Annotated in this window: 18 protein-coding genes and 1 riboswitch (1 of these 19 cut by a window edge); of the genes, 5 read left to right on the top strand and 13 right to left on the bottom strand. The window is 44.6% G+C overall.

Annotated features, from left to right (window positions below; all coding sequences use genetic code 11):
• Both BQ9856_RS08945 and BQ9856_RS08940 read left to right on the top strand, forming a co-directional pair.
• On the top strand, positions 1 to 18 hold the final stretch of the coding sequence (locus BQ9856_RS08945; RefSeq protein ID WP_077610716.1) for an LrgB family protein. 288 nt of this gene lie to the left of the window's left edge; 18 of the gene's 306 nt are visible here — the last part of the coding sequence; its start codon lies beyond the left edge, outside the window; it ends in the stop codon at positions 16 to 18.
• Positions 19 to 88: 70 nt separating this feature from the next.
• Entirely contained in the window at positions 89 to 487 is a 399-nt protein-coding gene (locus tag BQ9856_RS08940; RefSeq protein WP_077610715.1) for a hypothetical protein, read from the top strand.
• Between the two features lie 61 nt (positions 488 to 548).
• Here the strand turns inward: BQ9856_RS08940 and BQ9856_RS08935 are convergent, their stop codons facing one another.
• Together BQ9856_RS08935 and BQ9856_RS08930 are read right to left on the bottom strand one after the other, a co-directional pair.
• Positions 549 to 1,121 carry a folate family ECF transporter S component gene (locus BQ9856_RS08935; protein ID WP_077610714.1) on the bottom strand — a complete coding sequence of 191 codons (573 nt, stop codon included), beginning with the start codon at positions 1,119 to 1,121 and terminating at the stop codon, positions 549 to 551.
• A gap of 61 nt (positions 1,122 to 1,182) precedes the next feature.
• A riboswitch (THF riboswitch) is annotated at positions 1,183 to 1,280 on the bottom strand.
• A 67-nt stretch (positions 1,281 to 1,347) separates the two neighbouring features.
• Positions 1,348 to 1,872, bottom strand: a complete 525-nt coding sequence (locus BQ9856_RS08930; protein ID WP_077610713.1) for a phosphatase PAP2 family protein — start codon at positions 1,870 to 1,872, stop codon at positions 1,348 to 1,350.
• A 161-nt stretch (positions 1,873 to 2,033) separates the two neighbouring features.
• Here BQ9856_RS08930 and BQ9856_RS08925 point away from each other — a divergent pair, with 161 nt between their 5' ends.
• Together BQ9856_RS08925 and BQ9856_RS08920 are read left to right on the top strand one after the other, a co-directional pair.
• Entirely contained in the window at positions 2,034 to 2,417 is a 384-nt protein-coding gene (locus BQ9856_RS08925) for a CidA/LrgA family protein (protein ID WP_077610712.1), read from the top strand.
• On the top strand, positions 2,398 to 3,090 hold the full coding sequence (locus tag BQ9856_RS08920) for an LrgB family protein (RefSeq protein WP_077610711.1): 693 nt from the start codon (positions 2,398 to 2,400) through the stop codon (positions 3,088 to 3,090). The genes BQ9856_RS08925 and BQ9856_RS08920 overlap by 20 nt, the downstream gene beginning before the upstream one ends.
• A gap of 95 nt (positions 3,091 to 3,185) precedes the next feature.
• Here BQ9856_RS08920 and BQ9856_RS08915 read toward each other — a convergent pair whose 3' ends face one another.
• From BQ9856_RS08915 to BQ9856_RS08880, 8 genes are all read right to left on the bottom strand, one after another.
• Positions 3,186 to 3,806 (bottom strand): manganese efflux pump, encoded by a 621-nt coding sequence (locus tag BQ9856_RS08915; protein WP_077610710.1) that lies wholly within the window; start codon positions 3,804 to 3,806, stop codon positions 3,186 to 3,188.
• 66 nt (positions 3,807 to 3,872) lie between these two features.
• Positions 3,873 to 4,439, bottom strand: coding sequence for a signal peptidase I (gene lepB / locus BQ9856_RS08910; RefSeq protein ID WP_077610709.1), 567 nt, complete (start codon positions 4,437 to 4,439; stop codon positions 3,873 to 3,875).
• 140 nt (positions 4,440 to 4,579) lie between these two features.
• Positions 4,580 to 6,016 (bottom strand): N-acetylglucosamine-specific PTS transporter subunit IIBC, encoded by a 1,437-nt coding sequence (nagE, locus tag BQ9856_RS08905; RefSeq protein ID WP_077610708.1) that lies wholly within the window; start codon positions 6,014 to 6,016, stop codon positions 4,580 to 4,582.
• A 69-nt stretch (positions 6,017 to 6,085) separates the two neighbouring features.
• On the bottom strand, positions 6,086 to 6,340 hold the full coding sequence (locus BQ9856_RS08900; protein ID WP_077610707.1) for an HPr family phosphocarrier protein: 255 nt from the start codon (positions 6,338 to 6,340) through the stop codon (positions 6,086 to 6,088).
• An 8-nt stretch (positions 6,341 to 6,348) separates the two neighbouring features.
• On the bottom strand, positions 6,349 to 6,843 hold the full coding sequence (locus BQ9856_RS08895; protein WP_077613313.1) for a PTS sugar transporter subunit IIA: 495 nt from the start codon (positions 6,841 to 6,843) through the stop codon (positions 6,349 to 6,351).
• 21 nt (positions 6,844 to 6,864) lie between these two features.
• Positions 6,865 to 7,692, bottom strand: coding sequence for a BglG family transcription antiterminator LicT (licT, locus tag BQ9856_RS08890; protein WP_077610706.1), 828 nt, complete (start codon positions 7,690 to 7,692; stop codon positions 6,865 to 6,867).
• Positions 7,693 to 8,039: 347 nt separating this feature from the next.
• Positions 8,040 to 8,474, bottom strand: a complete 435-nt coding sequence (locus BQ9856_RS08885; protein WP_442855509.1) for a sigma-70 family RNA polymerase sigma factor — start codon at positions 8,472 to 8,474, stop codon at positions 8,040 to 8,042.
• Positions 8,419 to 10,080, bottom strand: a complete 1,662-nt coding sequence (locus BQ9856_RS08880) for a recombinase family protein (protein ID WP_077610705.1) — start codon at positions 10,078 to 10,080, stop codon at positions 8,419 to 8,421. Before BQ9856_RS08880 ends, BQ9856_RS08885 begins: the two co-directional genes overlap by 56 nt.
• A gap of 118 nt (positions 10,081 to 10,198) precedes the next feature.
• Here BQ9856_RS08880 and BQ9856_RS24530 point away from each other — a divergent pair, with 118 nt between their 5' ends.
• A complete protein-coding gene (locus BQ9856_RS24530) occupies positions 10,199 to 10,366 on the top strand; it encodes a hypothetical protein (protein WP_159441973.1) in 168 nt (55 codons plus the stop codon).
• Positions 10,367 to 10,478: 112 nt separating this feature from the next.
• Here BQ9856_RS24530 and BQ9856_RS08875 read toward each other — a convergent pair whose 3' ends face one another.
• From BQ9856_RS08875 to BQ9856_RS24810, 3 genes are read right to left on the bottom strand one after another with little or no spacing between them, the layout of a single operon-like run.
• Positions 10,479 to 11,855, bottom strand: coding sequence for a nickel-dependent hydrogenase large subunit (locus BQ9856_RS08875; RefSeq protein WP_077610704.1), 1,377 nt, complete (start codon positions 11,853 to 11,855; stop codon positions 10,479 to 10,481).
• 2 nt (positions 11,856 to 11,857) lie between these two features.
• A complete protein-coding gene (locus BQ9856_RS08870; RefSeq protein WP_077613312.1) occupies positions 11,858 to 12,754 on the bottom strand; it encodes a hydrogenase small subunit in 897 nt (298 codons plus the stop codon).
• Positions 12,755 to 12,773: 19 nt separating this feature from the next.
• Complete coding sequence (locus tag BQ9856_RS24810) at positions 12,774 to 13,193, bottom strand: cytochrome b5 domain-containing protein (protein WP_200801281.1); 420 nt, start codon at positions 13,191 to 13,193, stop codon at positions 12,774 to 12,776.
• Positions 13,194 to 13,214: the final 21 nt, after the last annotated feature.

Raw genomic sequence — 13,214 nt, 5'->3', positions numbered from 1 at the left:
CGAAAACCGCCTCATTGAACAATTCATTCCGGAGCGCAGCTTCGATCCGATCATTTATGCTGCGATCCGGAACCACAGCCTCTATCAGATGGAGGAATCCTTAACCGGCAAAGAGCTGCTGCATTCTAAAATCATCCGGGATGCGGATAAGCTGGATAACTTCCGTGTCAAGGAACAGGATTCTATCCATACCATGCTTGACGTATCTCCGGCCCAACTCGGAGCAGAACCGGTTTCCGACCGCACCTTCCATTGCTTTCTTAGCCACACTCCTATCCGGTATTCTGAGCGTGAGACTCATATGGATATGTGGGTTTCTTATCTCGCCTATATTTTTGATTTGAATTTTCCCATCAGCCGCAGATATGTCCGGGAACATGATTATATAAACAAGCTGGTGGACAAAATCCCATACACCGATCCGGAAACCCGAAACCGCATGGAAGCCATCCGAAAAACCGCTCTTCTCTATCTGGAACAGCAATAATTTCCTGATTCCATTCAAAAAGGCCTGTGGTGCAATTTGAAACACCACAAGCCTTTCTCCTTTATCTTGTTCCCGCCGTTTTCGCACTCCGGATGGCCTGAAAGACTCCCATCGAATCCATAGCTTTTGCCATGATATAAAAAATCATGGAATCAACGGGCCACATGACCAGATTCTTAAGCGCTCTGGCCGGAAGGAGAACCATGAAGCCTTTTCCATACAGGATGGACAGGCACAGGGTGTTGAGCACTACATTGCAGATCAGCATGACAAGGAACTTGGCAACCAGAATCCTTCTTAAGGTAACAGGCTTCCTATAGTACATACAGCCATACATAAGACCTGCCAGCATGGTCACCAGGGTTAATCCCGGAAAAAAGGCTCCGGCCGGTTTTAAGAGATACTTAAGCACATCAAGGCTTCCGGAAAAAAGGCTGCCCACTACCGGTCCAAATAAATATGCTACCATTCCATTGGGGATGGAAGAAAAGCTGATCCTGATATAGTTACCCGCATTAATGGAAAACATGCCAAGAATAATCGCTATGGCAGCAAACATGGCGGCAGTGGTGATGGTCCTCACAGACTTCAGCTCTCTGTAAGAATCGGTGAACAAAGTGACGAATTTTTTCATAAAAAAATACCTCCTTTGCAGACCTCAAACTACAACCGGAGATAATATACCTATCTTCTGATGCAGCGGGATGCGACTCGTGTACCGCAAGAAAATCTTTTCGTCCGGCTGACAACTCCCTGTTCAGCCGGCACTTAACGCACACAAGTCTACTCTGCGACTTATAATATTGTATTTTGTAACGCCACCAGTATAACACAGATCCGGCGGAAAGCAAGTACTTTTTTCAGGACACGTTTTCTTTCTCCACCATGCGGTGAACGAAAAAGGCGATGAAACTCCCCAGAACCATTCCTCCAAGCACATCAGTAGGGAAATGAACAAATAAATACATTCTGGAGAATGCAATGAGTGCTGCCAGGATTAAAAAAGCGGAACCCCATTTCCGGTTATAAAGCCAGATACTGACCGCTCCTTCAAAGGAGGCCAGCGTATGCCCGGACGGAAAGGAATAATCTCTGGGGTTCTTAACCAAAAGAAGAACGCTGTTATCAATCCAACAAGGCCTGTCTCTGGCAACCAGATTCTTAAGCAGCCCATTTCCGATTAAAAGACCTGCCGCCAGGGATAACATGACGCACAGGCCGATCCGCCTTGTATTTTGAAACAATAACAAAACAGTACCGGTAATAATCCAGAAAATTCCATGGTCTCCCAGGCTGGTTATCCCCTTCATAAGCCCATCCAGCCAGGGGGTATGCAGCGTTTGTAAAAAATATAAAATGCCAAACTCCAGTTCAGCCATCATCATCCTTAACTCCTTTTCATTTAATATGAATAATTATACCTTTTATCCACGAAATTTCCAATTAAAAAATATGTTATGTCATTAAAAACATTTGACAAGCCGCAAATTTCAGTTTAGGATAAACCATAGTTGAAAATTCAACAGGAATCGCAGGAGGCTATGCCATGAAATACATCAGACAATTCAGTATCATTCTTTTCATATCCCTGGTAGGAGAAATCATACATTTATTTGTTCCCCTTCCCGTACCCGCCAGTATTTATGGCCTGATCCTCATGTTAATGGGCTTAAGAACAAAACTCATTCCCCTGGAAGCGGTGGAAGAGGTAAGCACATTTCTTATCGATATCATGCCTCTGATGTTCATTCCGGCAGCCGTGGGGCTGCTGGATTCCTGGGGAACGCTGAAACCCATTCTCGTTCCTTTCCTGGTTATCACTTTACTTTCCACGGTTATTGTCATGGTGATCACCGGAAAAGTAACTCAGTTTCTTATCAAAACCGACAAAGAAAGAAAGGCACATAAAGATGAGCAGTACAATCAGTGATTTTTTGTTTTTTGGTGCAGTGATCAGCATTCTGGGTTATGAGCTGGGAGTCCGTATAAAGAAACGGTTCAGGCTTGCCATATTCAATCCGCTTTTAATATCCATTTTGGCGGTCATGGCTTTTTTATCCGCATTTCAAATTGATTATGAGGCTTATAACGGCAGCGCCAAATATATCAGCTATCTTCTGACCCCGGCTACCGTTTGCCTGGCGGTTCCGCTCTACCGCCAGCTGGAGCTGCTTAAGAAGCATTCCAAAGCCATTCTGGCCGGAACCCTGACAGGCGTTCTCACCACGATGGTGACCGTACTGCTCCTGGCTCTGATCTTTAATCTGAACCATCAGCAATACGTTACGTTTCTGCCCAAATCCATTACTACGGCTATCGCCATGGGAATTTCAGAAGAGATGAAGGGTTTTGTCACCATCACCGTGGCCAGTATCATTATTACCGGAATCCTTGGGAGTATAATTGCAGAAACCGTATGCAGGGTATTTAAAATTACCGATCCTGTTGCTATAGGCATTGCCATAGGTTCTTCCTCCCACGCTGTGGGAACCACAAAAGCTATGGAAATGGGAGAAATCGAAGGAGCCATGAGCAGTCTTGCCATTGCCACTTCCGGGCTTTGTACGGTCGTATTTGCCTCCATTTTCTCCAATTTCATATAGTTATGGGCTATTTAAATCTTGCTGACGATTATACCGCATTTAAAAATGGGGTTCAACCCTTATGCCGGGCGGAACCCCATTTTTAAATCCGCAAATCACAATTTGCCAAATGCCAGGACCAAAAATAAAATCCCGCTGACCCACGACAAATCCCAGCCTTTTAATGCGGCCAGCTTATGTCCCAGAAACAGGCCGATATACATGACGGCAATGCCCACAAGCAAAGCGACCAGGGCCGTAAGTCCCGGAGGCATCAGCAAAAATCCGGATAAGGTCCCGGCCAGCAGGCTGTCTATGGACATGGCAAGGGAAAACATGACGGTCTCCTTCCAGGATAAGGATTTGGAATGATCCCAGTCTGCAGCCAGAGGATTTCCGTAAATGTTTATGATGATGCTCAGGCCGGAAATCGATAATGTCAGATCCTTATGAACATTCACATGACTGTTGATGTATTTTTTTATGGTATAGTCCAAAAGCTTTACCACTCCCAAAAGAAACAGGCAGAAAAACGCCGTTCCTTTCGCAAAACCGGCCGGCACCAATCCGTTAATCATGCTCCCGAAAACCAGAGCCGCTCCCAGACAGCCGCTGCAGATTCCGTTGACAGCAATGACCTTTCCCCACGAAATACGCAGCCGGTTTGCCCCGTAGGCAATGCTGGCCACAAAGGTGTCAGTACAAAGCGCCAGCACCAGAATGAATATATCACGCATATCCCATCGAACTTACCTTTTTATTTTAATATATTCAACCATCTCCCATTGGGAACTCTTTCTTTGCTATTTGATTTTTTTAATTCCGGGATAATACCGGATCAGAACTTTCGCCAGTATCTTGTCTTTTGGCACGTATGGATCCGGCCAGTATCTGGCATCCGCAGAATTATTCCTGTTATCGCCAAGCATCAGATAGCTTCCTTCCGGTACTTCAAAATGATAATCCTGGGTTTCCATGGCTTCCGGCAGATAGGGTTCTTCAAGGGGAGTTTCCGAGCCGTTAATGTAGATGTTGTCATTCCTTATGTCCACCGTTTCTCCGGGCAGTCCCACAATGCGCTTTACGAGACGTGTTTCTTCTCTCCCCGGACCTGTTTTATGATCAAAAATCACAATATCTCCCCGGTCCGGATCCTCTCCGAACCGGTAAGCAAGTCTGGAACCAATCACCCGGTCTCCTGTCATGATCGTTTTTTCCATGGATCCCGAAGGCACCCTGCTGTTAGCAATAATAAAGGTATTTATGCAAAATGCAATAGCGGCAGCCGTTACTATGATCTTGATCCATTCAAAAATTTCTCTTTTTAAGTCAAATGCTTCTTCCTTTACTTCATTTTTATTTTCTTTCATGGCTTTCCTTATCCTTTGCTTGATATTTCCCTTTATTGTACCAAATTTAAAAATAGGGTTCAACCTTATTTTAGATATGAAAGAATTTCATGCACAGAAAAGCAGGGACGGTTATGCGCCCCTGCTTTTCTGTCATATGTTTATCTGCACAGATTCTTGAATTCATCTGCTACAAACTGTACTTGGGTCCCCACGATTACCTGGACACTGGTCTTACCTGGCCTGATCACACCGGCTACGCCCGCTGATTTGATCTTCTTTTCATCCACCAGGGTATAATCCTTAATTTCCAGTCTTAATCTTGTAATACAGTTATCAATGCTGGTAATGTTGTCTTTTCCGCCAATCCCTTCTAAAATAATAGAAGCAACCTGGGTATAGTCATTATTGGCAAGGGTGACCGTGGACTCATCCAGATCATCATCCTCACGCCCGGGAGTCTTGAAGTTAAACTTTAAGATTGCCAGACGGAATACGAAGTAATAAATAACCCCATAAATAAGGCCTATCGGGATGATAAAAAGCGGATTTACGGCCATTGGAGCCTTAAAGCTTAAAAACCAGTCAACAAAGCCGGCACTGAATTGAAAGCCTGCACGTACGGGAAGCATGGCGCAGACGGTTAAGGAAATACCGGTTAAAATTGCATGGATTAAGTACAGACCTGGTGCAAGGAACATGAAAGCGAATTCCAGCGGCTCCGTTACACCTGTGAAAAAAGAACATACTGCTGCTGCCAGTAATAAGCCGTATGCATTTTTCTTCTTGCCCGGCTTTGCGGTATGGTACATGGCAAGAGCCGCTGCCGGAAGTCCGAACATCATAACCGGGAAGAAACCTGTCATGTACTGGCCTGTCTGGCCCAGGACGCCGGTACCTCTCAAGAAATTACCGAGGTCATTTACTCCGGCGATGTCAAACCAGAATACCGAGTTCAGAGCATGGTGAAGGCCGAGCGGAATCAGCAGCCGGTTGAAGAAGCCGTAAATACCTGCTCCTACAGCGCCTAAACCTAAGATGCCTTTGCCAAATACAACCAATGCGGAATATACCACCGGCCATATGAAGAATAAAACCAAACATGCAACCAGGGAAACCAGAGCTGTTACAATGGCCACCGAACGCTTTCCGCTGAAGAATGCCAGGGCATCCGGAAGCTTGGTATTTTTGAATCTGTTATAGCAGGCGGAACCGATGATGCCGGATACGATACCGATAAACTGATTGTTGATCTTTTCGAAAGCAGTATTTACTTCGCTGACATCAATGCCTTTTAACATGGCTACCACAGCAGGAGAAAGAATCGTCTGAATCATCAGCCAGGAAACAAGAGCTGCCAGGGCTGAGGTACCTTCGTGGTCATCTGCCATGCCCACGCCTACACCGATGGCAAACAGGATTGCCATGTTGTCAATGATGGCCCCGCCTGCCTTAATCAAGAATGCAGCAATGGCGCTGTTGGCCCCCCAGCCTGTCGGGTCGATCCAGTAGCCGATTCCCATCAGAATCCCCGCTGCAGGCAAACATGCTACCGGCAGCATCAGTGATTTACCTAGTTTTTGCAAATACTTCATCATAATAAAGAAACCCCTTTCTTTTTGTCCTCCCGGACATTTTTATCCATTCCTGCAAAACGCAGGCTCAGATCACAAACCTTCCAAAACGGTTCTGACTGCGGTTATGGCCGCATCTTCGTCCTCTCCCTCAAACCGGAACAGAACCATTCCGCCTCCCATTACGCCAAGACCCATTAACGACAGAAGGCTTTTACAATCCGCTTTGTCTGACTCCCAATGTGCTTCAATGCTGCATGAATATTTCCTCGCTTCCATAAAAATCAGAGAAGCCGGCCTGGCATGAAGCCCCATGGGGTCTTTTACTTCATACAAATACTCCCTCATTTAAACACCTACAGTTCAATGATTGGTTCAAGTTCCTTTACCTGCATCCCTGTATGGCACACCATTTCCGGATAATTCGGTGTATTGCAGATTATGACCGGCGTAATCACGTCATAACCGGCTTCTTTAATGGCCGCCATGTCAAATTCCAGAAGAAGCTCCCCTGCCTTTACCCGGTCCCCCTGCTTTTTATAGGAAGTGTAATGCTCTCCCTTTAGGTTAACCGTGTCCAGTCCCACATGGACGATGATCTCTGCTCCTCCATTGGTTGTAACGCTGACTGCATGCTTTGTCTCAAACATGACCGTCAGTACACCGTCGGCCGGTGCCACAATTCTTCCTTTTGCAGGAACTATGGCAACGCCTTTTCCCAGGATTTCCTGACTAAAGGCAGGGTCACTGACTTCACTCAGCGGAACTGCCGTTCCTTCTACCGGTGCCAGAATCTTCTCTCTCTCTTTTTTATCTCCCCCTTCGAAAATTTTTTTCCATGAATCAAACATATTCATTTGTTCTCCTTTCTTTTAAAGCCTCATCCTTTTGATGTGGACCGCCAGATACGCGGTCTCCTCTTCTGTCACATGATGATGGTATGTTTCAAGTATGTAATCTTTGATTTTTAAACTGCATCCGTATTCATCCGGGTACATCTCGGATATTAGATGGTTAAATTCAGCATTTCCGCTGTTTAACAGCTCTCCTGCAACAATTCTCTGCGCAAGGAACCTCAAATGGGTCACAAACCGCTGATAATTCAAAGAGGTTTCATCCGGTTCCATCGTAAAATACTCCTTCACAATTCTCACTACGTTCTGGATCAGATTCGTAATGTCGATGGTGTCCCGCATCGCGGTATTGAATTCCGCATTTACGATATGCAGTGCTATGAATCCTGCCTCATCCACAGGAAGCGTGATACCGATTTTCCGCTCAATCAGGGCCACTGCGTATTCGCCGACTAAGTACTCCTCTTTGTAAAAGGTCTTTATCTCATTCAGAAGAGGATTTGTAAAGACCATTTTTTGCTTAAACCGGTGAATGGCAAAATTAATATGATCCGTCAGTGTTATGTATATATTTTGATTAAGGCACCTGTTCAAAACACTTTTCGCATAATTAATGATTTCCGTTGAGACCTGGATATGCTCAAGCGGAAGATTCACAAGCAGCTCCTTAAACTTATCCACACTGTTCTGGCTGTCTAAGCGGAACACCTTTTCGATCTTATTCTCCGGAATCTCTTTTCCCGGTTTTGCACCAAACCCGATTCCTCTGCCCATGACAACGACTTCTTTTCCATCCGGCTCCAGCGCGCTTATAATATTATTATTGATAATTTTATCGATTTTCATAAGCCTCACCCTGTAACCGGAGGAAACACGCTCTGCGAGTTTCTCCGGTTATCGCGGCAGTCGCCAAGTGAACATGTTTGCGTTTTCCAGCCGGGGAATATACGCTTAGCGTGCATTCCCCGGCTGGAAAACGCAAACATGTTCGTTTGGCTCGTTGCCCGCGTAAATAAAAAAACCAACTTTGATCATGAAAATAAAATTCTATTTTCTTAATCAAAATTGGTTTTGCCTGCTTTCCAGTAACAATCCACATATTATTAACTTTATTTAAACTATATCAGCTTTTTTTTAAAAAGTCAATGAAAAATTTATGCATTCTTTATATACTTTTTATAAATAGATTCCTGTTATGCACCATTTTTTTTTAATTCCGCCCGAAGGCGCTCCAGCGCTTTCTTTTCCAGCCTGGATACGTAGGATCTGGATATCCCCATTAAATCAGCAATTTCCCGCTGCGTATACTCCTTCCCGCCATGCAGGCCATACCGCATGCCGATTATGGTTTTCTCATTGTCCTTAAGGCAACTGTCAAAAGCCTCATACAGTTCTTTGATATCCTGTTTTAAAATTATGGTTTCCAGAGTCTCTTTATTTTCCATTTCAATGACATCTACAAGGCTTACGGTCTCACCATCCTTGTCTACGCCGATGGGTTCAAACAAAGATACTTCTTTGGAATATTTTTTATTTGCACGAAGAAGCATTAGGATTTCATTTGCTAGAGTCTCATAACGGCTTTGGTTCTTCCGAACCGAACAAATACAGATGGATATTCTCTCCATCCCATACGGCCTTTTTTACAAAAGTACGGATTGCCGCCCGCTTCTGTTTCACGTCCATGATATCAAAGGTATCCCGAAACGAAGAAAGGGTCTGCTTTAAAAGCTGAAATTCAAGACCGGAAAGCCCCTCGTTTCTGACGGCCTCTTCTAATTCCTTTATCCGCTGTTCCATTCCTTCTTTCTTTTTATGCAGTTCACCGATCTGCTTTACAATATACTCCTCTGCCGCCGTTCCCCCGGCTTTTCCAAGTGAAGATACCAACCCGGCTATTTCCGCCTCCATGTTTTCAAACTCTTCCTTTAAGCGTGATATATCCATTTCAGATTCCTGACGGGTCTCATCTAACAGCTTTTTACTCTGGTTAAGCTGTTTTTGGAATTCAATCTCATCCTCTGATATTTTTTTGATTTCCTCTATCACCATTTTATCCAGCTTGTTTCCATTTGCATTTTTCATTGCGCAGCACTTCATGCGGCTTTTTTCCTTCATGTTACACAGATACGAATAGATCTGCTCTCCCTGTCCATTGTACCTTCCGGACAATTTGGGACGCATATAATCACCGCAGTTTGCACAAAACAGGATTCCGGACATCAGGGCTACATTGCTGCGGGGCTTCCGGTAATTTTTTGACTTATTCTGCTCCAGCAGCCGCTGGACGCTGACCCACATGGAGCCGGGAATCATGCCCTCATGCTTTCCCACCGCTACGATCCACTCTTCCATATTTTTCAATTCATGTGCTTTCCCGGGCTTCTGAAGCGTACGGTTGTATGCAATCACTCCGCTGCTGCTGTCAAAGTCCTCCTTCTGTGCAGATAAATCCACCTTTTTTTCCCGGAGATAATCATAAGCCTCCCGATCTGCTATCATATAAACCGGGTTGGTCAGTATTCCCTTTATGGCAAAACGGCTGAACAGGCGGTTGTATTTCGTTTTGTATCCATTCTGAATCAAATATGTCTCAGTCTGGGTCAGAGAGCCGGTCTCTAAAAATTTCCTGTAGATCAATTGAACCAGCTTTGCTTCCTCCGGAATCAACTGCAGCTTATAAGCTTTTTTCACCTTTCCCTCTATGGTCACGGAGGACACGCTTTCCGAAAGATAGCCTGTAGGAGTATTTCCCCCCAGCCATCTTCCGCTTTTGGAGAGCTCAAGCATGTTATCGCGGATGCGCTCCGCTATGGTCTCTCTCTCCAGCTGAGAAAAAACAGAGGCAATGTACATCATGGCCCGCCCCATAGGGGAAGAGGTATCAAATTGTTCTTTTATTGAGATAAAAGAAATGTTCAGTTCATTCAGCTCTTCAATGAGATTTGCAAAATCACCGATATTACGGCTTATTCTGTCAAGGCGGTAACAGACGATGGCCGTAAATTTCTTCTTTTTTGCCTGCTGCATCATGATCTTGAACTTTGGCCTTTCCAAATTCCCCCCGGAAAAGCCTTCATCCTCATAGATGCAGGCACTGTCAGCAAAGCTTTCCCCATAATGTGCCGATATATATTGCCTGCAGAGCTCGATCTGGTTACCAATACTTTCCCCTTTGCCGGTAAACTTCGACTTTCTTGAGTAGATTGCGAACTGTTCTTTCCTGATTTCCACGCAATATTCCTCCTTACCAATGAAAAACGCTGATGAGTCACGATTGCCTTATCCGCAAACATACAGGACATGCAAAACGTCATACATTATAGAAACCGTATGACCAGAGGCATCCGCAATGAATATGATTGTACATTACCCGGAAACGGAAGCAGATAAAAATGAATTGGGAAAAAGGGCTGCTATCATACACAATCAGGCTGTTCTTCTATATGTACAGCAGCTTTCCTGTCCCACATGGCAAAAGCAGGCTCTTATGAAAGCAATCTGCACGGAATATCAATAAACAGTGCATCTCATCTCCATGAAAGGACGGGTATCAGGCAATAAAGAAGAGGCTATGTAAATCCTTAAACGAGAACATAACCTCATGGAATCTGCCTGATAAATGCGAAAGTTCATACAACCCGAATGGTTTTTAAATGCTTTCCTCCGGAGAATACATGGGTGGCGCAGGACACACAGGGATCATAGGACCGTACGATCCTGCCAATTTCTACAGGTGCATCCAAACGATTGACAGGTGATCCTATCAAAGCCTGCTCTGCAGTTCCCTTCCTGTTTCCGGTTTGTGTCGATAAGTTCCATGCAGACGGGGTAATGACCTGATAAAAGGCTATTTTACTGTCTTCAATATAGATCCAATGACCAAGCGCTCCCCTTGTGGTATCAATCAGCCCTCTCCCCATTGACTGTACCGGAACCGTATATTCCTGCTGAACGGATAATCCCGGAATTAGATTATCTATGAGCGTATTCATAATTGTTACAATTTTCCTGGCTTCCAGTACTCTCGCTATGGTCCGGTCCATAGCAGATATCCCGTTTCTGTAATCGCCGCAAAGCCATTGCCTTGCCAGCGGGCCTACTTCAAAGGGAACATCCTGATACCTGGGAGCTTTTATCCATGAATATGCCTGCTGTTTGTGAATATCCGGTTCATTATTCTCATCAAACCAGGCATATTCGCTGTCCTGGGTAATCAGACCGGGATTAAAAGGGGTTATCTGATTATCGGAATAAACAAGGGGATCAACATATAATGTTCCCAAATCCCTGTAATGATCAAAGCATCCATAGCTTAATAAATTTCCATAGCCCCTGCCGATATGATAATACTCAGGATAATATTCTCCGATCGTATATACATCGGGAATCATTTTTTCATCTATAAACCGCCCAATATCAGAAAGGATCGATTTGATCGCGATTATTTTATCCGCAGTGGCCGTTGAGGTGATTCCGCCGATAAAAATCCCGTGATTATGCGGAGCTTTCCCACCGAGTATGGCTAACATCTGATGAGCGCTGCGGCTGAACTCAAGGGACTCAAAATAATGGTTTACCATTTTGTCGTTTAAATCCTTTGGAAGCCTGTAATCATTGTGATCCGTCTTAAACAATGGATAATTTTCCGGTAACTTCACAAAATCAGGGAGCGTATATTGATAAAGATGTCTTAAATGATTTTGAAAAAACTCACATGCATGAATGATATCTCTTAAATATCTTCCCTGCTCAGAAGGAACAAAGCCCATAGCACTCTCTAAGGCAAGTGTAGATGCCATGGAATGTGCGGTCGAACAGATTCCGCAAATGCGCTGGGTAAAATAGACGGCATCAAAAGGGCTTCTGCCAACCAGCATTTTCTCAAATCCCCGGAACATCAGGCCTTTTGTTTTTGCATCCGTCACAATCTGATTTTCAACATCAGCTTCTATTTCCATAAACCCATTGATGCGGGTAAGAGGATTTATTGTTATTTTTTCCGGCATGCTTACTCCTCTCTCATACTGCCGTAAGTGATAAACGGTTCCATGGCATCAGGAAAACCGAATTGTGCACACCCGATGCAGACAGAATCAGCCCCGATCGGCCAGTTAACACGCCCGTTCCAATGACGGATGGGACAATCAATCTGGGTAACCGGTCCGCGGCAGCCCAATAGAAACATGCAGGTTTCTTCTCCCAGCTTTTCCGCAAAGATACCATTGTCAAAATAAGACCTTCTTGGACACCTGTCATGGATGGTAGTTGCATAAAACATCAAAGGACGGTCCATGGCATCAAGAGGCGGCTCTCCATATAGGATCAGGTAAGCAAGGGTTCCCAAAAACCAATCCGGATGACATGGACACCCCGGCAGTTTGATTACTTTTCTTTGTAAAACATCCTGCACGCCCACACATTCCGTCGGATTGGGTCTTGCGGCCGATACGCCGCCGTGAGCAGCACATGCACCGACAGCAATCACATGTGCTGCATTTTCTCCCAGACTTCTGGCAGCCTCCAGCCCCGTTACGTTTTTGCCATTATAAGTGCCGATGATGTGGTAGGCCCCGTTATCCTTTAAGGATACCGCTCCTTCAACCGCAAGTATGTAATCGCTGCCAATTACACGGAATAATTGATCCATCGCTTCTGCTCCCTGGGAAACGATCAGGCTGTTACTGAACATGAGATCTGCCATTTGAGTAATAAGATACTGAAAATCCGGATCATCACCGTCCAGAAGCGAAATTGTATTACCGGTGCATCCGTTTAATTCAAGCCAGACAAGTTTTCGTTTTTGAAGTACATGATCAGAAATTTCATGTTTCACCCGTTCCACAAGGCTTGCGGTTGTTTTTAGCCGGATCTCCTGATACGGACAACTAAAATGAACTGAATCCAAATGAATCACCAACTTTTCTTTAATATAAATAACCCACTACAGGCAGAACGCTTAAGACCAGCGCTCCCGGATGGCATCCTGCAAATTCATTGGTCAGATCGTTGCCGGCATTAAGGCCAAAGTGAGGACCTCCTTGCCAAACGGCGTTATTTGTAACATCATAAACAACTCCATTGACCGCAACATATGCAGGAGAACCATTCTTTCCGTTATATAAGGCCAGTTCCTCCAAGGTAAAATATCTTGGACCGCCGTCTTCAAGCGGCATTTGATTTAACTGACTGAAATATTGAATGTGATTTTCCAGCATGATCACTTCACTGCTCAGATGATCTAATATATTGCTATTATCGTATTGGTCCGAGTGAAGCTTTTCTACATCACGGTTGATCTCCTTCACGCAGTTACCAATAAAATCCAAAAACAAATTCAGCTCCATTGAAAACCTCCCAAAATAGAA

Origin of the sequence: Clostridium sp. Marseille-P2415, from assembly GCF_900155545.1 — a bacterium.
In the GTDB taxonomy this organism is placed as follows: domain Bacteria; phylum Bacillota; class Clostridia; order Lachnospirales; family Lachnospiraceae; genus Lacrimispora.
Note: the sequence above shows the minus strand (reverse complement) of the source record. Positions and strands in the feature narration are given on the sequence as shown.

Bases quoted from the DNA above. Each gene is read 5' to 3' on its own strand.
- lepB (WP_077610709.1), bottom strand. From the start codon at position 4,439: ATGAAAGAAAATAAAAATGAAGTAAAGGAAGAAGCATTTGACTTAAAA.
- BQ9856_RS08930 (WP_077610713.1), bottom strand. From the start codon at position 1,872: ATGATGATGGCTGAACTGGAGTTTGGCATTTTATATTTTTTACAAACG.
- BQ9856_RS24810 (WP_200801281.1), bottom strand. From the start codon at position 13,193: ATGGAGCTGAATTTGTTTTTGGATTTTATTGGTAACTGCGTGAAGGAG.
- BQ9856_RS08875 (WP_077610704.1), bottom strand. From the start codon at position 11,855: ATGCCGGAAAAAATAACAATAAATCCTCTTACCCGCATCAATGGGTTT.
- BQ9856_RS08935 (WP_077610714.1), bottom strand. From the start codon at position 1,121: ATGAAAAAATTCGTCACTTTGTTCACCGATTCTTACAGAGAGCTGAAG.
- licT (WP_077610706.1), bottom strand. From the start codon at position 7,692: ATGAAAATCGATAAAATTATCAATAATAATATTATAAGCGCGCTGGAG.
- BQ9856_RS08940 (WP_077610715.1), top strand. From the start codon at position 89: ATGGAGGAATCCTTAACCGGCAAAGAGCTGCTGCATTCTAAAATCATC.
- BQ9856_RS08915 (WP_077610710.1), bottom strand. From the start codon at position 3,806: ATGCGTGATATATTCATTCTGGTGCTGGCGCTTTGTACTGACACCTTT.
- BQ9856_RS08925 (WP_077610712.1), top strand. From the start codon at position 2,034: ATGAAATACATCAGACAATTCAGTATCATTCTTTTCATATCCCTGGTA.
- BQ9856_RS08895 (WP_077613313.1), bottom strand. From the start codon at position 6,843: ATGTTTGATTCATGGAAAAAAATTTTCGAAGGGGGAGATAAAAAAGAG.
- BQ9856_RS24530 (WP_159441973.1), top strand. From the start codon at position 10,199: ATGAATATGATTGTACATTACCCGGAAACGGAAGCAGATAAAAATGAA.
- BQ9856_RS08920 (WP_077610711.1), top strand. From the start codon at position 2,398: ATGAGCAGTACAATCAGTGATTTTTTGTTTTTTGGTGCAGTGATCAGC.
- BQ9856_RS08885 (WP_442855509.1), bottom strand. From the start codon at position 8,474: ATGGAGAGAATATCCATCTGTATTTGTTCGGTTCGGAAGAACCAAAGC.
- nagE (WP_077610708.1), bottom strand. From the start codon at position 6,016: ATGATGAAGTATTTGCAAAAACTAGGTAAATCACTGATGCTGCCGGTA.
- BQ9856_RS08900 (WP_077610707.1), bottom strand. From the start codon at position 6,340: ATGAGGGAGTATTTGTATGAAGTAAAAGACCCCATGGGGCTTCATGCC.